Source organism: Pseudomonas sp. MF08831, assembly GCF_059862645.1.
The window spans coordinates 169,939-189,749 of record NZ_JCBCUX010000006.1 but is presented as its reverse complement, the minus strand read 5'-3'; the positions used below and the strand labels follow the sequence as shown (position 1 = coordinate 189,749).

Annotated in this window: 11 protein-coding genes and 4 pseudogenes; 8 read left to right on the top strand and 7 right to left on the bottom strand. The window is 57.3% G+C overall.

Annotated elements, in window-relative coordinates; genetic code table 11:
* Positions 1-21 precede the first annotated feature (21 nt).
* From AC19YS_RS14770 to AC19YS_RS14760, 3 genes are read left to right on the top strand one after another with little or no spacing between them, the layout of a single operon-like run.
* Entirely contained in the window at positions 22-1,206 is a 1,185-nt protein-coding gene (locus AC19YS_RS14770; protein WP_200624682.1) for a tetratricopeptide repeat protein, read from the top strand.
* A 26-nt stretch (positions 1,207-1,232) separates the two neighbouring features.
* Positions 1,233-1,778 carry a tetratricopeptide repeat protein gene (locus AC19YS_RS14765; RefSeq protein WP_200624681.1) on the top strand — a complete coding sequence of 182 codons (546 nt, stop codon included), beginning with the start codon at positions 1,233-1,235 and terminating at the stop codon, positions 1,776-1,778.
* Positions 1,779-1,780: 2 nt separating this feature from the next.
* A complete protein-coding gene (locus tag AC19YS_RS14760; protein WP_200624680.1) occupies positions 1,781-2,152 on the top strand; it encodes a hypothetical protein in 372 nt (123 codons plus the stop codon).
* A 22-nt stretch (positions 2,153-2,174) separates the two neighbouring features.
* Here AC19YS_RS14760 and AC19YS_RS14755 read toward each other — a convergent pair.
* Positions 2,175-2,285 (bottom strand): annotated as a pseudogene (locus tag AC19YS_RS14755) (DUF4113 domain-containing protein); the annotation flags it as partial.
* 34 nt (positions 2,286-2,319) lie between these two features.
* Here AC19YS_RS14755 and AC19YS_RS14750 point away from each other — a divergent pair.
* Positions 2,320-2,895 (top strand): annotated as a pseudogene (locus tag AC19YS_RS14750) (aminotransferase class I/II-fold pyridoxal phosphate-dependent enzyme); the annotation flags it as partial.
* Positions 2,896-3,824: 929 nt separating this feature from the next.
* Positions 3,825-4,075 (top strand): annotated as a pseudogene (locus AC19YS_RS14745) (transposase); the annotation flags it as partial.
* Positions 4,076-4,167: 92 nt separating this feature from the next.
* Here AC19YS_RS14745 and AC19YS_RS14740 read toward each other — a convergent pair.
* The 5 genes from AC19YS_RS14740 to AC19YS_RS14720 are packed head-to-tail and all read right to left on the bottom strand — an operon-like array spanning position 4,168 to position 16,273.
* On the bottom strand, positions 4,168-5,610 hold the full coding sequence (locus tag AC19YS_RS14740) for a multidrug DMT transporter permease (protein WP_234452639.1): 1,443 nt from the start codon (positions 5,608-5,610) through the stop codon (positions 4,168-4,170).
* Positions 5,610-10,103, bottom strand: coding sequence for an ATP-binding protein (locus tag AC19YS_RS14735; RefSeq protein WP_200624679.1), 4,494 nt, complete (start codon positions 10,101-10,103; stop codon positions 5,610-5,612). Before AC19YS_RS14735 ends, AC19YS_RS14740 begins: the two co-directional genes overlap by 1 nt.
* Complete coding sequence (locus AC19YS_RS14730; protein WP_200624678.1) at positions 10,096-13,296, bottom strand: helicase-related protein; 3,201 nt, start codon at positions 13,294-13,296, stop codon at positions 10,096-10,098. The genes AC19YS_RS14735 and AC19YS_RS14730 overlap by 8 nt, the downstream gene beginning before the upstream one ends.
* A complete protein-coding gene (locus AC19YS_RS14725; RefSeq protein ID WP_120448541.1) occupies positions 13,293-15,068 on the bottom strand; it encodes a phospholipase D family protein in 1,776 nt (591 codons plus the stop codon). The genes AC19YS_RS14730 and AC19YS_RS14725 overlap by 4 nt, the downstream gene beginning before the upstream one ends.
* Positions 15,062-16,273, bottom strand: coding sequence for a DUF6361 family protein (locus AC19YS_RS14720; protein WP_200624677.1), 1,212 nt, complete (start codon positions 16,271-16,273; stop codon positions 15,062-15,064). Before AC19YS_RS14720 ends, AC19YS_RS14725 begins: the two co-directional genes overlap by 7 nt.
* A gap of 186 nt (positions 16,274-16,459) precedes the next feature.
* Here AC19YS_RS14720 and AC19YS_RS14715 point away from each other — a divergent pair, with 186 nt between their 5' ends.
* A complete protein-coding gene (locus AC19YS_RS14715) occupies positions 16,460-17,155 on the top strand; it encodes a hypothetical protein (RefSeq protein WP_491522665.1) in 696 nt (231 codons plus the stop codon).
* Between the two features lie 36 nt (positions 17,156-17,191).
* Positions 17,192-17,712, top strand: a pseudogene (locus AC19YS_RS14710) (IS630 family transposase); the annotation flags it as partial.
* Positions 17,713-17,750: 38 nt separating this feature from the next.
* Here AC19YS_RS14710 and AC19YS_RS14705 read toward each other — a convergent pair.
* The gene (locus tag AC19YS_RS14705) at positions 17,751-18,527 is read right to left on the bottom strand and encodes a hypothetical protein (RefSeq protein ID WP_200624675.1); all 777 of its coding nucleotides are present in this window, start codon (positions 18,525-18,527) and stop codon (positions 17,751-17,753) included.
* 224 nt (positions 18,528-18,751) lie between these two features.
* On the opposite strand from AC19YS_RS14705, the gene AC19YS_RS14700 reads away from it, so the two are divergent.
* Positions 18,752-19,602, top strand: a protein-coding gene (locus AC19YS_RS14700) for an IS5 family transposase (protein ID WP_200624674.1) whose coding sequence is annotated in 2 segments (ribosomal slippage) — positions 18,752-19,090 and positions 19,093-19,602 — 849 coding nt in all. Because the reading frame shifts where the segments join, the coding sequence is not laid out codon by codon here.
* Positions 19,603-19,811: the final 209 nt, after the last annotated feature.

Here is a 19,811-nt window from a genome sequence, read left to right as displayed (position 1 = left end):
GCTCCAGGGAAAAATTGATTGATGAGCACAGACAGCGCACTCGCCGAGCAACAACGCTTGGTACGTCTATTGACGTTTCTGGGACATGACCCAGGCAACCTGACCTTGCTCATCGATGCCATGGGCCTGACCATCGCGTTGGGCGACCAGGTTTCGGGGCGAAAGTTGATCGAGCATGTGAACAACTACCGTATCGAAGACCCGAGAGTCTTCGCCCATGGCGCCCACCTATTACTCCAGGCAGGCGACTATTCGGCAGCAGGCGCCTTTGGAGATAAGGCCATAACGGCGGGAATAAGCGATCCCGCAGTGATGTACAACACCGCGCTCGCTCACTTCTATAGCGCTGATTTCGAAGCTGCGAGCACCCTACTGACGCATCTGACCCAGCACGACGATTGCCCCGCCGCAACGCTGCTGACGCACGCTCGTGCCTTGCACCAACTGGAGCAGACTGAAGAAGCAGAAGCCCTGGTTATTCGTGCTCAACAGCTCGAACCCGACAACCTCGACATTCGCGGCCTGCTGGCACTTTTACGCTATGAAAACGACAACCTTCCTCAGGCGTTGAGCACGGCGCATGACACCCTGGCCATTGACCCGGACCAGAGGGATGCACTGATTGCATGCGCTTCGGTTCAGTTTGAACAGCACAACGTAGCTGCCGCCCGCGAAGCGTGGCATCACACCCTCAAGGTCTATCCGGACTGCGGTCGAGCGTGGTCGGGACTGGGCCTGTTAGAGTTCAGCGAACTCGAATTCGAATTGGCAGAAAATCATCTGAAGACGGCCGTCCAATGGATGCCCAACCATATCGGGACCTGGCATCTGTTGGCCTGGATTTACATCTTGCGCAAAGACAGCGCTCAAGCACGTGCTGCGCTGTATAAATCCTACGCGTTGGACCGCAGTTTTGGAGATACCCATGGTGGGTTGGCGGTTATCGATATCATGGAGGGGCATTCAGACCTGGCTCGCAAGGGTATCCGTCGAGCGCTCATGCTCAAGCCAGACAGCTTGGCCGCTCATTACGCACAAGCACTACTACTGCAACAGGCCGGTCGAGCCGAGGAAGCTCAGCGCCTGATCAGCGGGCTTTTGGAGAACAATCGTCCGGGCACCAACATCACCGGGCGCATGCTGGTCAATCAATGGCTACAGCTTCACCAGCAAGGTACCGCGCCTCCCATCCCTGGCCAACATTGAAGTCATAGCCCCAGGAGACCCACACTATGCTGGATGCAACTGAATACCTGCACTTGGCAATTCACGCCAGCCAGGACGGTAATCACCACGCCGCCCTGAACTATCTCAATACCGCATTGGAACAACAGCCGGACAATGCGGCCGTTCGCTACTTCCTGGCAGCCGAACACGCCGAACTTGGATTAATGGATCGTGCCCATGCAGGTATGACCCAAGCATTAGAGCTGGATCCGCGCATGGATATCGCTCGCTTCCAACTGGGCCTCTTGAACCTGCAACTGCAAAAAGTCGAAGAGGCTCGCGCTGCGTTCGACCAACTGCAGAGCCATGCACAAGACCCTGGCCTCAAATGGTTTGCCACCGCCTACCTGGACTTGCTCAATGAACAGCCTGAGGGCGCCATTGATAAGCTGTCACGTGGCCTGGCCGAATGCGTGAATCCTGCCTTGAAGGCCGACATGACTCGCGTGCTGGCCAGTCTGACGAATACAGCCGTTCCCGCAAAAGACGATACCATCACCAAGCCCAGCGTATTTCTTGGCGCCTACCGTGACAATCTCGAGACTCCGTAACAATGAGCAAGATCGATCCCACTCGCCTCTCCCACGTCCTGGCTGCTTTGGCCAAACCCAAAGAGCGAGTGACATCGAGCGCAAGCAACCCAGCGTCTCCCAGCAAAAACCAAAAGTCCGGCAAAAACATGGAGACGCTGCGCACCCGCCTGCACAGCCGCCTGAATAGTTTGAATCAACACGCAGAAGGCTTTCGTGACGCTGCGCCTGTCGTCACAGTTCAGGAGATTCTTTGCTGGGAGTTTGGGGATGGGATTCTTGAGCATGGCGAATTCAAGCACATTGCGCAGAAGGTAACAGAGACAATGATGGGTGACCCAAAAGTGGAAAAAGCGATTCATGCCATTGTTGATCAGGCCCTATCTGAAAAATAAGACCGTTTTTTGAAGTGACCGACTACTCGCAAGACACCGTCCACAGTTCATTCAGTCTGGTCGTATAGCTTTGACTCATCATCTCCCGTCGCATGCCCCAGTCCAGGTTCAGTGGGACAGCCCAGCGTCCCCAGCCCTTACAGCACCAGGCTTCCCAGCAGCAATGGGCGCCGTCCAACCCGACCTGCGCGGTGTACAGCCAGGAAGAACTGCACGCCCTGGCCGAGATGTTGTTGGCTCACCCTCACGTGCTGATTCTGACCGATGACATCTACGAGCATCTGATTTTTGATGATCAAGCGTTCCATACCCTGCCCCAGGTTGAACCACGACTGGCACCGCGCACCCTGACCACGAACTGGGTGTCCAAGGCCTATGCCATGACCGGCTGGCGAATCGGTTTCGCCACAGGGCCGCGCTGGTTGCTGGACGCCATGGAAAAACTGCAAGGTCAGCAAACCTCTGGCGCCATCGCTGCGTCGCAACAGGCCGCGCTCGCGGCACTTGAAGGTCCCAAGGGTTTCATCCGTGAAAGCCGGGTAGCATTCCAGAGTCGTCGCGATTTGATGGTGGCGCTGCTGAACGACACCCCAGGCCTTGAATGAGTCAGTCCAGCCGGGGCGTTCTACGCGTTTGCGTCCTGTGCCGGATTGATCGGGCGTACCTCAGCGGGTGGCCGGGTACTGCACACCGACGAAGATGTCGCGCATGCACTGCTCGAAGAAGCGGATTTGGCCGTAGTGCAGTTGCACTTGCCTGATGACTGATCAGCGATTCAGGACACAGACATGACTGGCCAGGAATAACGTAGGACAGACGCTCCCTCTAGCCCCCAACGCTGCCAGCCGAAGCACGAGGTTTTAGGCCCGACTGGACTATCGAGATCCACGACCACCACGATGCTCAACTTTGCCCCGCACTTTTAACGCCGATTGCGTATCTAGACGCCTGGCATTGGGCCTCAACTTCCGATGGGCACGTGGATTGACCCCTCTGGCGACCAGCGCCGTTGCAACATCGCGCAGAGCATGAGTATTTGGCGATGCCAATTTCAGGACAGGCGCTGAAAGACATCCCGGACAACTCCGATTAAGGATATCGACTCATCGAACCACCAAGGATTTGCCGGATTCGAATTGGTCATCGAGTATACAGGGGAGCATTGAATACCAGCCACGACCATCCAGATCCGCGTCAGAAATCGCCATTCACGATCGCTCGCGCACCCGGTGTAAATGGGGGCAAAATTGGGGGCAAAATTAGTTTTTTTTGGGCTGTAAACACCGTCCTAGAGCCAAGTCAAAATGTTTTTTGGCGACCCTGAGAGTCTTTAGGGGCTTCGCGCATGCTTGATTAGTTGATCATTTCTGCCTTTTTCTAGCCTCGAATAGCCATTTGCTTCCAGTTAATTGCTAAATTTGGGGCATATTTGAGGGCATGCTTTGGATGGTTTGAAAAGGATGCCCCCAACCGAAAATGCTCAGCGCTTTCGGTAATCTGCCGACCACGCTGTTCATCTTGGGTGCCAAAACTGTCTTCGCGGTGATTTTTCGCTTTCCAGAGTGCTCCCGAGAGTAAGACCGCCGCTTAAGCTCACCACCTTCGAAAACCAAGCTGCTCCAACAGACGTGGCGCGGAGGATTATCGGCACTGACCAACGGCCAGAGGTTACCGCGCCATGAAACGCAAGCCGAAACGCGGCCTCCTACGGCTATTCGACAAACCAAGTACTGGGAGCGGGATGTCATCGAGCGTCTATTTGGCTGGCTGAAAGAGCACCGCCGGCTGGCCACGCGTTACTGCAAGCTCACAATAAGTTATCTCACCATGGTCACGTTGGCCTGCTGCCGGATCTCTCTTCGTACAGTGCTTAGAAAAAAGCTACAACAGTATCGATGCCGCTCGTTCGCTTGGACTGGTTGAGTCAACCTTGCGCTGGGTGGTCACCCAGCTCAAGGGCGTCACGTTCCGGTACAAGCGCCGCCCTACCCCGTCAGCGTGGAAGCGACAGTTGATTAGACAAAGAAGACCCCGCCCTTCAAGACCTCATCGAACGCTTCCTGCGTGCTGTTCCGCTGAAGTATCCGAACTTGCCAGAGATAGAATGACCGAACCACTTGGCCTTCAGAGACAGGCACTTCGCGGTAGGCCGTTCCGCGCGACACTAAGGCTGCACCACAGGCCCCACTCAGCTGCGTCGGCCGCACCGGCCCCCAGCCCGAGTTCCAATGGGAATAATCCGCCACCACTTGTTCACCCTCTAGGACCTCAAGCATACCGCCTTCTTGGCGCACCTCGATTTGATCAGTATGCACGACAGTAGGCACAAATAATCTAGATGGATAGAGGTGCAGCTGCAGGTATCCCATGCGATCAAAGTCAACCCGTCCCGCCAAAGGCAAAGACGCCGACGGGTCGTCCAAAAGCTCATCGATAGGCATTCTACGCAGCCATATCTTTCCGTCGAGTGGCTTCGTAGGAGCGCTCGACAGCGTAGGCATGTCGTGCCAGTAGGTGTCGAGATGTACTGCCAAGTCCTGATCCGCCACCTCACTGTCACCGACCTGCAACCAACGCACCAGCGATACCTCAACACAACGCCCCATCGTCATCTCTACGGGAGAGCTGAGCGCAACTAACTCATCACCGGGCCGCTCGGCTGCAACGCGGTCGACGACACCTCGCAGGATTTCCTCAATCACCTTTGAGCCCCCGCTGAAGTCCCCCCGAATCAGCCCCCATGCCGGACGTGACGGACTCAGCGCAGCCAGCGCTGGATGAACGGGCAGTGCTTTAAGCGCGTAATGGCGAACGACGCCGGCCGGCAGCCCCCACAACTGTTCTGCTACCACCAAGGTACGCAGATAGGCAGAAATCCCACGAAGGGCGGCACGACTCGAGTACGGCCCCACGAATCCTTCGCCCAGCGACCGCGCAAAGTGCCAGAAGTCCCCCTGTATGGGCGACTCAGGATAAGCCGTCTGGTTCTGAGTCCATTCGAACGCCATCTGGCGGATTAGCGGGAGCGAGGTCCGATTCTCTAGCCGGCTCAGATTCGTTCGTAAGTTCCTGGCCAGTTGCAGCCCCTGCATGCCATCGAAGTCAGCAGGGATCTCGAAGTCTGGCGGCGCCACTTTAAGGTCGACATCGAGCGCCTGCGCCTCAAAACCGAGGGCCTGTAAGAACAGGTTGGACAGCAGGGACGGTTTGGGTGTGCGCTTCAACAAGTCCAGATTGGCAACGTATCCCTCCACCGCCGCAGCAATCCAGAAAATGCAAAGCGCCTCGACGACTTCCGCCTCAAGCTTGCACGAGTTCAGCAATCTCAGGAGCGCAGCCTCGGTTTCTGACGCTGTGGCAGGGGCGCCCAGTCGTTTTGCCAACTCCTGCATTGTCCACCATCGGCCTGCAGGTATTGGCCATCCGAGACGAGCAATGAGAATTCGAAGATCGTCCATCACTCCTCCTGAAGGTCTGCTGTCGCCAGTTCGACTCCCCAGCACGGTATAGTCAGGGGTAGCGTTCGAGTATCTTCGAGCACGCAATCGACCATCACCTGCGCAAATGCGACCGCTTCATCAATGCGCTTTTGCTTCGCATAGAAATAGACCATGGCTTCGCCCGGAGCCAATCTGGGCCGCTCCGGCTCACCGAACATGGAATAGGTCGTTTCACTTACGAATTCGTCGCACCGCTTCGGGTAATGCTTCGCCACAAGGTCCAACCGTGCCAGCGTCTTCTCTTCGCCCTCCATGAAGTTCATCCACCCGCCACTGTTGATCTGTGCCTCCACGAGATACTTCCAAGCCGCCCTCAGACCACTCATTTTGCGTCTGGTGTGGAAGGCGTGACCGGACATATGAAGTAAACCACGGCCCAGCCCCCGGGCCGACAACAACGGAACATCGAGCGCCTCTAGAAGCCGCTTCCCTTGACCGTTACCCTCCCAATACCGATACCAGTCCTGTAGCACCGCTTCGTCGTCGTAGCCACGACCCGAGAGACGATCCAGCAAAGCCTCCAGTTGTTCGGGTTCGAAGGCTGAGACGTCACCATCAAAAGGTTTTCGATCGGTGTTAGAACGAGGATGTTCCTCGCGATCCAGCACACCGATATCCCATCCTCCGTGAGCGATGAGTTCCTGCAGTCGCTCAGCGGCACCCGGAATACCCTCCTTGGAAAGGCGCTGCAGCACGTTGCCAACATTCGGATGCAGCCCTGTGCGCATCAGCGCGTCAAGCTGCCAGCCAGACTTCACTCCCTGCTCAATGTAGGCACTCAGACTATTCTCAGCCGCAGTCCACTGCCCCGCGCTCAGATGCTCCTCATACTTGGTCACTAATGCGGCAGGAGCCAGCTTGGCCAGCAACACGTCTGCCTCGGCCAACACATGTCGGGTACCACTGCCGTCCGTGTAGTCGAGCACCGAGTGGACTTGAGAAGCCACCTGCGCCAGCAGTTGGCGTGCAGCCTCTGGCGCGTGGTCGACCAGGAAGCCTATCGCATCAAGAGTCTTGCTCAACGTCGGGTCTTTGCGATGCGAAAAGCCAGTTGCCAGCTCCCAGGTCTGTCGACATAGTTTACGCGCGGGGTCCTCCAAACCATGCGCAACGGCGATTCCACACAGTTGCAGCGGCGTCTGCAAATGCACGCTGGTCTCCTGACGAACTTCCGCATCAAAAAGCTCGTGTTGGGATCTCACAAAGGTTGCGGCGGCCTCATGAGACATCTGCGTCAAACGTCCAGAGGCATACTGCTCACGGAAGGACACGGCATCGAACCATTTGAAGGTCCGTGAGGCGGACAACGTAGCTTCGGTCAGATCAGCTTCGACGTCATGGCCTAACAGGATGCTGCCGAGTCGGACATCACAGGCCACGCGATGCAGCGCTGCCCGAAAATCATCAGCCGACGATTGCCAGTCGTAGCTTTGTCGAAAATGTCGGTACTCGAGCGGCTCCAGTAACTCATAGAGGTCGTGGAAATCCACAAACTCTCCTCGCCACCAGCGATTCGCAACCTGTGTCGCGACGCCCGAGAGGGCATTCAGGAAGTCTGTAATGTTTTCTCGGTCCGCATAGATTGGTGCGCGTACAATGCTGAATTCAGTTTGCGCCTCTGCGGCCATGCAAAAACTCAAATGCACGGTACTGAAAAACCAGTGGTGTACCAACCTCGCCACCCCCACCCTCCGTTTACGGTAGTCCAGCTCCAGCCAATCAATCGGGATATCCGCGCTCAAGGGCGTCACAGACCGTGTGCAGCCAGCCCTGATAGCAGCAACAAAGGGTGTCGTCGAGAGCTCATTGAAGTCGGGACGCTCGACAATGCTGACATTGACTTGAGCCGCAGCTCGGAGGCAGGCATCGCTGACCACATGCTTGCGCCAGCCGTCACCCATCGACGCTGCGAGTGACATCAATTCGTCCAGTTGCCCCTCTGCGGCCATCAACCGTACGCACGGCAACCACCATTCCGGATGAGCCCGTGTTGCAAGCTGCGTGAGCCACTCCGGGGTGGTCCCTACTGCACCCAACTGCGCAAACGCAGCAGCCAGGAATCTGAAAGCATCCAAACCGCTCCCCGTCGCATACTGGCTCGAGAACCGACTCGCACCTCGGAAGCGTCGCAGCGTTTCTTCACCACACATCTCAGCCACGGTATGGTCGCCGCGCGATTGCAGCGCAAGTCCCAACGCCGCTACAAGTTCTATTTCCGCCTCGTGCCTGGAAGCAACGTTTTCTTGGATCACTCCATCGTCCGGCGCCAGCGTCCACGTATAGGAAGCCAGTCGAGCCATGTCCTCGTCCGGCATCTGGTATTTGCTGCCCTCAATCATGCGGTCCTTCAAGTGCTGAAGGCGATAGGCCTGCGCGAACTCAGCCCGGTCAAGCGCTGCAGTTACGGCGTCGGTGATCAATGTGTCGAATAGCGACTGCGGATAACCCTCTTCCAGGCGCTGTAGCACCCAGTCACGGGTCAAACCGGCGATAAGATTGCCTGGATCACCGAGCTGCGCCTGGATCGTCCAGAGCCAGTTCACCCTCAACGCGTCGGGCGCCAAAGTCTCTAGCCAATGCGCAACCTGCGGCCTCAGTTCAGCGATACGATCGGAGTATCCATCGGTCGAGCGCACGTATACGGCCAGACTCTCGTGAAAGACCTTCAGCCCAGCGGCCGACGAATGAAGCAGATGTGCCACCTTCTCGATTTCCGGCGCAGCCAGCCCCATCGCGGTAGCGATCTCAGCGAATGCGGTTCGCGGCCAGAAGAACGGAAAGGTGCATACCAATCGCAGGGCATCCTTCGAGCTAGGAGAAAGACGCTCCCACAGTGATCCGTAATAGAACTTCGCTTCTTGGCTCAGATCACCAGTGAGTTGTTCGACGTCCCATCGCGTAACCTTGCCACCAGCAAGCACCAGTGCAGAGGTTGCGTAAATGACATGCAGCGGATGCCCATTGGTCCTGGCGCGGAGCGCGGCAGCAGCACTTTGCAACTCCTGCTCGATAGCTGCCTCATGTATTGCGGAAGCTCTAGACGTTTCAGCCTTACTCTCCTCACCATGAGGTTCCGGTTCCTCAAGCTCTACGGGCTCAAGACGCGTGCTCAACCGACCGGTCTGCACTGCCTGTTGCAGGTATGAAAGGACGGCGTCGCCGGACATGGGCGGGAGCATCTTCCAATTTGCCCTGGGCGCCGCTACCAAAAGGTCGGCAGGCAATTGAGTGTCGTCCACTGGCTGTGTACCGACCAGCAGCACCAAGTTCTCAGGGCAAGGCACCAACTGAGAAAACAAGTCCTCAAGCGGTTGTTTGTCTGCAGCATGGATGCGCCATACGTGGTCAAGACCGTCCAAGATCAGCACGAACGGTTTGTCGAGCGACTTGTAGTGGGATGCAGCGGCTTCCAATAATGCTCGTAGGCTGCCTGAGGTAGAAGGAACGTTCGGATGAAATCGTTTGATCTGCGACCGGATGGACTCCTCGACAACGTAGCTGTGTACGCGATCCCGACCACGCTCCGTCGTGGACAAAAAGTAGTGGTGGCGTACAGTAGGAATATCTTTTTCGGCAAACGTGTCGCACAGAGCGCTGAGGTAGGTGCTCTTGCCACGGCCTGGCGGCCCAGTCAAGACAATCGCCTTACCGGCCGAGCGCATGGCTTCCTCGACGAATTCGCGATGGAAGACTGCATCGGGCACCTCATACCCTTTGGGGACTGCAAAATCCTCGGGCAGCGGTGCAGGCGGCGTCGCTTGAAGGATCGCGCGAAGCTCTGGCAACGTAATCCAGCCGGACGGCGGCGGAGAGTCCTTCTGAGTAGCCCAGTTCAACGCAAGGGTTTTGAGTATGGCGATGCCCTCCGGCGTGCCATGCGCGCGTAACCTTGCGTCAATCTCGTGCTCAAGGGTTTCGTAACCCTTATCGCTGTGCGTGATCTGCAACTGGTCGAGAAACTTCTTGCAGTCGTTCTCGTCGCCAAGCTCGGCGATAAGCGCCGCGCGCCTCGGACCAGCAACTTTGGAAAAATCAATCTTGCCGTTCGATAGGCAGACTTCGATCTCGGCATCTGGTCGGCGATTGGTCAGCAGAGAGATCTCGCCGATCCGCGCGGGATCCAGCGACCTGTATGCGTCGTACCATTTTTTCAACATCGACCGGGACCGCTCTGTCTTACCAGACTTTTCAAGCAACCAATCCCAGGACAGCGGATGTGCATCAGGGTTTGGCGTGAACTTTACCTGCTTGAGATCCTGCAGACCGTCTGAACGCTCCACCACGATGTCATCCAGCCCCATCGGTGCATCCGCCTCGACGTCACATTCGAACTTGACCTTTGCGTAGCGACTTGGCGCATCTAGCCAGTCGCACAACACCCTCAACCCCTGCCTATTCTGATAGATGTAGCCGGCAGCGGTGATCGCCGTGTTCTTAATATTCTCAGTCATCGTTTACGGTCCTTTGCACCGCGATTAAATGTCGGCCCACATCCGTGCGGTACAAAACCGGCGCCAATCGGATCATCAACTGACGTTTCAGATAGGCAAGCGCATCGCTGTCGAGGTTCAGGCTTTTCAAATGTTCGAGCAACTCGCTTTGCCCAGGTTGGCCGAAGGCCAAGCGATAGAGAGACAGCACCTTCTGCATATTCGGATAACGCCGTGCCTCCTCGCTGAAGGCTAGGCTTGGGATCAGGCGACGAATCTTCGCGTCGCCCTGCGGATAGTGCCAGTACGGCACCAGGTCGGTGCCCCAGGCCGGGCTCTCGGCAGACTTGAACAGGTGCTCCCAACTGGTCGAAGGCTTCTCCGGCCCAGCCACTGCCTGTACCACACGCCGCCTGACCACCAGCGACTGGTAGCGATTGACCCGCCCTTCGCGTTGTTCCAAGTCGATGGGGTTGCTGGGCAGGTTCCAATGCACCACCTCACTGCAGTACCAGTGAAAGTCCAGTCCCTCCTGGCCGATGGAGGTTGATGCCAGGACGAAGGGGCGAAACGGCGAATTGAAGCTTTCCCGGATGCTAACGATGCGAACTTGGCCAGCATCGTCCGTGGACTTCTGCGCGCCCAGCGGCACCGCGTAATGGCAGCGCAGGTGGGTGTCGTCCTGGTCGCGGTCGAGCCTCCATACCTTCACGCTCGAAGGCGAAGTGCGCAGCACGCTTTCCAGGGTCGACACGACGCCCTCGAGCGAGCGGTTGGGGGCCAGCAGATAGAGGTATTCCTCCAGCATCGCCTGGATACCGCCCTCGGCGCAGTAGCGGACAATGCCGCGCCAGGGGTGCTCGGCGTCCAGCCGCTTGGCGATCGCGCTGCCGGCCACCCCGTTGAACAGGCTGACGAACCCCAGTGCCACCCGGCTGACAGGCCCATGCAGGCAGTCCTGCTCCGGATAGTGCTGCTTGAGGGCGCGGTGCGCACAGACCGCCGGCGACCCCAGCGCCAGCTTGGCAAGGTGTTCCGCCAAGTCGGCCGGCATGGCGCCCAGCTCGTCCAGTTTGCCGATGCGATCGGCAATTTCACCCGCGCGTTGCTGCACGCCCCCGGGCACCAGATTCGACAGGACTTTGAACCAATCGCTCGTCCAGCTCCCATGAACCTCGTCCAGCAACATCGGCGCGAACAGATACCAATAATGGCTGTTGTGCCCTCCCCTATACCTGCGCTTGAATGGCGCCAGCTGCTGCTTGAAGTGCCCGGTCAGTTCGGCGATTCGCTGCCGCAGGGTGGCTGGTGAACGCTGGACTGGGATGTCAATCAGACAGCGCGCGGGGTAGATCAATGACCAGTTGGCCAGGTCGCCACTGTCGAGTTTGATCACGGCGCGACGCTGCTGCGCATGGGTGTCTTGCGCGTCCTGACTCAAGCCCGCGCGGCGCCTACTGAAGTACTCGGTCTTGTCACCGATGTGCTGCTGCACGCGCCGCTCCGCCTCGTAGCTGACCAGGCCGCTGACCATCCGCGGCACCATAGCCCAGGAGGAGAACAACAGGGTTTTGCTGAACTGTTCATGGCCGGCGAAAAACCCATCGAGCGGATAGTGCGGCCAGCTGGGCGGCAGCCACAGCAACATTTCCGGGCCGGCTTTGCGCCCCTGTGCAAACAGGTGGTTGGTCAGCCAGCGAACCTGAGGGTTGGGTGCTTCGCGGGCAACGTCGAGAATGAACTTGTGCACCCTCTCACGGGGCAGCCAAAGCTGCTTGCTGGCGTTAATGCGCTTGAGCGTCTGAGGCGAGCGCTGGTAATGGCGTTGCAACAGGTACTGAATGTTGTAACCGGTGCTGAACGACAACGGCCAGGCCGCCGACTTGAAAAAGCTCATGAGCTGGCTAGCCAGCTGCCGCGCGTTGTCGTTTTCCAGCAGCACGGCGAGTTGGTCGAGTTCGACGTAGGCGCGGATATCGTCAGCCCGCAGTTCTGGCCCTGGCCGCAAGGGTTTGGCATCGATCAGGCCATCGACATCCTGCGCTATCTGGCCGCGCTCCGTGCGGCAGATCAGCGGGCGCAACAAGCCTTCAACTGCCCGCCTGGGCGCGTCATCCAGGGTCCTGGCATTGACGCTATCGCTTCCCAGACGCAGCAGCTCGGCCTGCAATGCCTTGCGCGCCGGCTCGTAGTCCTGCAGTGGCGACAGGCTCAGAAACGCCAGAATCTGCTTGAGTTTGCCCAAGTGGCTGTCATCGTTCTCGTCGTCCGCCACCGTGCTCATGGCCTTGAACGGCGTGGCCGAGAGCAGTAGCACCTTGCAGTCGCGCTCGCGGCTAAAGATCTCTCGGGCGATCAGCGAGTGCTCATTGTCCTCGGCCTGGTTCAGCAGGCTTTCAAAGCGCTGGAACTCGTCAAGGATGAATAGGTCGGCACGCAACTGCGTGGCGCAGCATTGTGCGAACAGCACCCGCAGCGCGCGCATCATCTCGCGCCTGCTGGCACGGTGGCGTTCGGCACGCAGGTCGGCGACGCTGCGCAGTTGCTCCAGCAGTGTCGGCCCCTGGTCTGGCTGTGCACGGTCGATCTGCGCAAGGAAGCGGGTCACGATCGGCTCGAACAAACCTTGTCGCTCGATCTGGCGCAGCTCCTCCTCCCATCCCCCGGCATCCTTCACCCGGTCCTGAAACAGCACCGTTAAACTTCGCCGCGAGCCTTTCAACTGCGGGTGGCACAGCAGCGCCGCCAGGATGATGCCCCGTTCACGACGATTGCCAGTGCCCATCGTCAGCGCAAACGACGTGGCGGGGGTGAGCGTGCAGATTTCCAGCACCGCGCCCTCCTGCTCGGGCTGACGAAGGGCGACGTGCGCCAAGCGTTCATAGGAAGGCTGGCGAACCCAGTTGCTGCCGCTGGGGAACACGGCCAGCTTGGTCAGGTTCTCGGCGGCCAGGCTCAGGTTGGAACAGATATAGGTGACGCGCATGGGCTCGCGCTTGCGCCAGTCGCGCAACATCGACACGATCAGACCCTTGGCGACGATTGTCTTGCCAAGCCCCACCTCATCGGCGACCAGCACTCGCCCGCCATGCTGCGGATCATTGAATTGCGCACTGATGCGCTCGACGGTTGCGCGCTGAAAATCCTTGAGCTTGCACCAGGTGCGCTGCAGGGCCAGCTCGATGCTTTCGCGGTCCGATACACACCCGGTCATGCTTTGCTCCTCGAAAACGCTTGGTACTGTGCCCACAAACTGTGGAGTTCTGGGGGAATCAGATTCTCGGTTTCGGCCAGTTTCGTCAGGATATCGTCGATGCGTTGCAGCTTTTGCGGTTGGCGAGCCGCACATCGCAGTAGCGCTTCATGCAGGGGGCCGTTGAGCATCTGGCCGATGAGCGTGTCGGCATCGCCGTCGTTGCCTCCCCCATCCCTCGCGCGGGTGTCGACCCGGTGGACATGGGTGGGGCTCAGCAGCATGTGAAGGTAGGCCAACAGCTTGTGCGGGCTGTCGATCAGGGTGGTGGTGATGTGCTGCTCCCGGGTGTCATCGCCTTCGATCTCCAGGCGCAGCTTGATCACCAGTTCACTCGCCACCTCGGCCCCCGCGCCTACCCGCAATATCAGGAAGGCGCTGAGCTGGGCGAGACCCACCCCCTCCCACACCAGGCGCGGGGCCAATACCTGAGGCTGCCCACTGACCAGCGGCTGCGCCTCGATCACCCATTTGTGATCGGGCACCAGTACTTCTGGCTGGCACTCGATGACGCAGGTGTAGGTGCCACTGGCATCGGCCACTGCGCGCATGCACCAGTCGGCCTGGATCAACCGGTACAACAGCCTGCGCAGACATTCTTCGGTTGGCTGCTCGGGCTGCAACGACAATGCACCAAAGCGGTGGGGCAGGAAGATTCCATTGGGCTCCTGCTCGCTGCCCACTAGCTCGGCACGCAGTTGCTGCGCCGACTGCCGGGCATTGCCGCTCGATAGGCGCAACATGAACTCGGTATTGCGCGGCTGCGCACCGCTGCCACCCAGTGCCGCCTTGGTGGCATTGGCCGACCCCACATGCCAGTGGCTGATCGGCCCCTCCTGCAGCAGCACCATCTTCGCGTGCAGATCCTGCGGGCGGGCGTGGCTGAGCTCATCCTCGCCGTCGATCAACCGGGGGTTGAGCGCGAAGCACTCCCAGCCTTGTAGCCTTTCCTGGCCCAGGTGCTCGAGCTCTTGCGCGCGGCTGAACAGCCAACGGCGGGCGCGGCCCTGCTTGAGCTGGTCAAGGGCATCGGGGTGAAGAAACGGAGACATGACCATCACGGTGTCAGCGTTCGGGCACGACAGCAGCGGCGACTGCCCGGGTTTCTCGGGCAAGGTGCTCAAGGCACTGAAGCCATCTGGCCTGTCCCAGATGACCCGCGGCAGTTCCTTGGCCAGCAACGCCAGCTCGCTGCGAAAGTCCTCGGTGCCAGGCATCAATGACTTGAGCAGCGCCACCAACCCTTGGTTGTCGTCACTGCGGGTACCGGCCAGCTCGCCTTCCAGGGCGATCGCAAGGTCCCAGCTGCGGTCGAAGGTCAGGTTGCGCGACATCACCAGCAATCGGTAGCGCACCTTTTTGGCCTGATCGGTGAAGCGCAGCAGCCACAGCTTGGGGTGGAACGCACTGAAGACTTGCGTCGGCACCTGAGGCACCAACAAGGGTTCGAGCAGCGAGAAAAGCAAGTTGAACTGGCGCGGCGCCTTGATGCAGCCTTGCTGGAAGAACACTTTGACCTTGCCCTTGAGCTGGCTGATCGCCTCGAGCAGCGCCAGCTTGTCGGCCTTCAGGTCGCCTTCAGGCGTGCAATTGAAGGACAGCGCCAATGGAAGGCACAGCAAAGTTTCAAGATCCAGCGAGTAGGTCGTCGCCACCGCGTGGCTCAAGGTAAAACCTTCAGGCGCGGTGAGCTTGTCGCCGTAGTCGATACGGTTGGAATGCGGATTCAGCATGCCAAGCCCTCCTGTACATCCCGCAGCACGTTGCGCACCTGTGCCCAGCGGTAGTCCAGCCGCGACATGCCATGCCATTCGAAGTCTTCGGGCAGGCGCCTGTTGAGGATGCTGCGCTGGTTCTTGTGGGCCCTGGCCTGCTCTTCGATCAACCTGTCCAGCTTGTCCCCCTGAGCATTACCAGCGAGCCCCCGAGCCCAGTTTTCGAGAAATGCCCTGGTATGGCCGGGTAGCGAAACCTGGGTATGCGCCAGCCATCGACCGACCTCCTGCGGCTGGGCATGGGCCTGCGAACGCCAGGCGTCCCAGTATTCGCTGTAGATATCCACCAGAGCCCGGTGCTCGACGCCGTGACGCACCAGCAACATGTTCAAACGCAGATGAGCACCGTAAATCAGCTCACTGAACGCCTGCGCCATGGCGACGGTGTCGCGGGTCTGAGGAGACAACCGCCCTTGATCGCTAACCCAGGCTGACAGCGCCGGGAACCCGGACTTGCCCTTGACCAGTGCCTGCTCACGCAAACCGGATCGTTCAAGTTGAGTGACGAGGTTGTTTCCAGGCCCGGCCTTGAGTTTTTCGCTCAAGAAGCGCGCCTCAGAATCGTTCAGTTCGATGCTGACATCCTCAAGCCAGGCCGGATCATGGCGATCCAGATGGACGAGCATCGACGGGCTGTGCGCGTCGCTGTCATCCCCCGCCTCTTCCTGCAGGAAGCTCCAGGGCTCGTCTCCCGAGCTAATGGCCTGCGCGAACTGGCGCAGCGACCCTTGGGTATCGATCAGATTCCAGGTGCGCAAGCCAACCCAATAAATGGACGACGGCTGTCGGGAAACCCGTTCACCTTTTTGCAGAGAGAACCCAGAGATGCCGGTCTGGCCAGAATCACGGTGCTTCTGCCTGAGCAACTCCGAAAGATGCGCTTCCTGTTCTTCCAAGTAGTGGGCAAGTGGCTGCTTGCGCTGGCGCTTGCAACTGAGCTCCAAGTAATCGCGGATGATCCGCGGCACGGTGATGAAATACTTGGCCCGGGTCTGGAGGGTGGAAAACCCCGGAAACATCAGGTCGGCGAATGCATCGCGCAAGCCTCCGATGCCCAATTCGTCCAGCGTGCCAGGCTGCGCCAGCTGGCTGAGCGCATGCTTGACCCGCTCACGATCTTCGTTGGAAAAGTCCACCCATCCGAGTTGGCTACGGTTTGACACCCTGTCTCGCTCCTTGTCCTCTTCTCGCAGGTGCTACAGAATATAGCCTTTAGCTATCATCTGCTAAGCTCGTTCGCTTTGACGGACAAAAAAGTCTGCAAATGGTCAAGACCGTCCAATAACCTGCATCGTTTGACGACGAGACATAAACTTTAGACAAAATATAGAAGTCGGAATGGCAAAACCATGACAGACGGAACCCCCAAAAAAATAGACTACCACTACTCACTGATAGCAAATATTATCAACCGAGATAGTCGCGCAAAAATAAAAGACATAAAAGATTATAGAGTACTCATTAACAAAACATTGCAACCCCTAAACGAAAAATACACGAATCGCTACAAAGCCGAAGAAAATGATGACGCTGAAACGATAGCTCTTCTAAACAACATCACGCGAAGAATCCACTACAGCAGACATAACGAAATTCTGATAAAGACTTTAGTCCTGAGCATTTTCAGCGTCTTCGAATCGATATTCGTTGCCGCAAGCACATTCATTATTGCGATAAACGAACAAACTGAAGACTTTAAAAAAGAAATTAACACAAATAGATATCGCTTCAAAAAAAACATAACACGCCACAAGCTATATCTAAAAAAATTCGGCATCGAGCTGAATCAGAAGCATTGGCAGGCACTCGAGATGCTCAGCAACCTAAGAAACATGATTGCACATGCTGACTGCCAAATAACAGACGAATACAAAAGTACAGCTAAAAATCTTGCAAACTCATCCCCATATATACATAGCAACAAATACTGGCTAGATATTGACCCTGACTATATAGATGAAATAATCCCAATAGTGGAGTCGACGCTATTCCTCCTCCAAGATCAGATTATCAAACTACCACCATTACGTGCCAACATTAAATGAGTGCCTCCTATATTGGCGGGCACTCGGCTACCATCTAATCGCACACAGCCGGGCTTACACCTTTCTCCAGGTAACCCTGCAACCCGCACACATGATTACAAACGGCGCGGGACAACCTCTCTGTTTGCTGCCCTGGATGTGGCTACCGGTGAGGTGATCGGCCGACTCAAACGCCAAATCACAGCATTGAGTTCCTCGCCTTTCCGAGAGAGATCGATGTGTCAGTTCCTGCCGATATGCCGATTCGTCTGATCATGGACAATTATGCGACTCACAAGACTGACAAGGTCAGGGCGTGACTTGCGGCGCGACCTCGCTACAACATCCACTTCACGCCCACCTCAGCATCCTGGCTGATTGTGGTTGAGCCATTTTTCTCAACGCTGAGCGAGAAGTGGATCAAGCGGCAGGCACATATCAGCGCTAAGGATCTGGAGGCGTCGATCGAGCACTACCTGGAAACCTACAACCTGAACCCGAAGCCATTTCGGTAGCACAAGAAGGCCGAGGACATCCTTGCCTCAGTCGCTCGCGCGGCGCGAGCGCTGGGCAAATGATTTTCAGCGGTATTTCTGAAAGACCACATTAGAAGTCCTCAGTCATCCTTCTGAGTCAGGTCGGTGATTGGCATCTCAGGCCCGTCACGTAGCCCAACCACACCGAGATAGAGGCAAATAGGGACAGTCTTACGGTAAGCCGGGCCTTGCACGTCAAAAGCAAGCCAAGCCGCAGATAACGCCCACATCCAAGGGCCTAGAGCATTAAGCCACGGATTGCGTTTTACCATCTCTTGGACGAGAGCCTTAGCCGCTTCACGACCGATAATCTGAGCAATGATGCTGATAATGATGACTTCAATAATTCCCAAAGCGACCTTAGGGCCGAGAATCTGGAAAATAATTGGAAGGATAGCGACCTTACCATTACTTTTCAGATGCTCCATCACCTTTTCGCGGTCAATATCTTCGACACCCATCTCCTTAAATGCTTTGGCAAGTTCTTCAGGCGACTTACTCAGAAGCTCTTTTTCAACGACCGCTGTGACGAGTTTCTCCAGTCGTGACTCAACTGAGCCGCCCAGTTTAATCTTGACTTTAGATTTGGCGCACACATCAGCAATCAGCTCGTTCGCTGAAACACCGCCATCGCTATTGAAAAGCGATCGTGCAAAATAGGCCAGATCCGATGAGCCAAAATAGCGAATTTGTTTATCCAGCAGCTCGATCAATTCTTCTTTCGCGGCAGTACTATCCTGAACTTGGAGGAGCAATTCTTTGCGTCGCGAATCATTAGTCAGAGACACATAGTTATCCAGAACACGAGAGACGTAATTAAAGTCTTCTGATTTGCACTTTCGCAGTATCGCTTTCATCGACCATTCATCCAATAAGCCAAAGGGCCAGCCAGTCTAAATTATCGGCTGTCAGCAGCTAATCTTTAGTCCGAAGCAATTGCGAACTCAAGGTCACGTTACGAGACTTCCGCTCGGGGTACCGCCGGTGCTAGGCTCTGTATGAAAACCATTGAAATTCCACCAACGCCCCAGCCCGCCTGAGTTTCCGTAGAGTTCTGGCTTTTCCAGCGCGGAACTCTGCCATGCCCAAACAGCGATACGAAATCTCCGACTGGGAGCTGGTCGCGGACCTCTTCAATACGCCGCGCCGCACAGGACGCCCACGAGCCGATGACCGGTTGATGCTTAACGGCGTGCTCTGGGTGCTTTGCTCCGGCGCGACCTGGCGAGACATGCCTGAGCGTTGTGGCCCATGGTCCACTGTTTACCAGCGATTTCAGGATTGGCGAAATCAGGGCACGTTCAACAAGATGCTCAAGAGAATGCACGTCAAACTCAATGAGCAAGGGCTGATCGATCTGGATAATTGGTGCATTTACTCGATGGCAGTCAAAGCGACCCGGGCCTCTTCTGGAGCAGGCCAAAAAGGGGGGCGGAAGAATCAGCGGACCACGCGCTTGGTCGAAGTCGGGCAGGGCTAACGACGAAAATTCATATGGCCTGTGACGCCCGAGGTGTGCCTCTGCACTTCACTCTGTCCGGTGGGCAAGCCAGCGACATCTCACATGCTCAACCGCTCCTCGATGGCGTCCAGATTTCTACCGGCTGGGGCAGACCTCGCAAGCGGTGCCGCAAATTGGTAGCTGACAAGGGTTACGATGCTGAGTCGCTCAGGAAGTACTGCGATCGCTATCGCATGCAGCCGGTCATCCGTTACCGAGTCATGAAGCGCAAGCCGAAGCCCGGCCTACCGCGGCTATTCGACAAACCCAAATACCGTGAGCGCAACGTCATCGAGCGTCTATTTGGCTGGCTGAAAGAGCATCGCCGGCTGGCCACGCGTTACTGCACGCTCGCAACAAGTTATACAGCCATGGTCACATTGGCCTGCTGCCGGCGGTATTTACGACATCTCATTTCGTACAGTGCCTAGGCGACCAATCATCCAGGCATCCCCCGTGCAAGCCGAGTCTGACGTACATTGAAAGCCATCGACGACCACCCTGCTCCGCCTCAGAAATCGCCAATCTCGATCGCCCGCATATCCCGCGCTAGTGGGGGCAAAACTGGGGGCACATTTGAATTTTCTGCGCCTGAAAACACCGTGCTAGAGCCAAGTCAAAATGTTTTTTGGCGATCCCG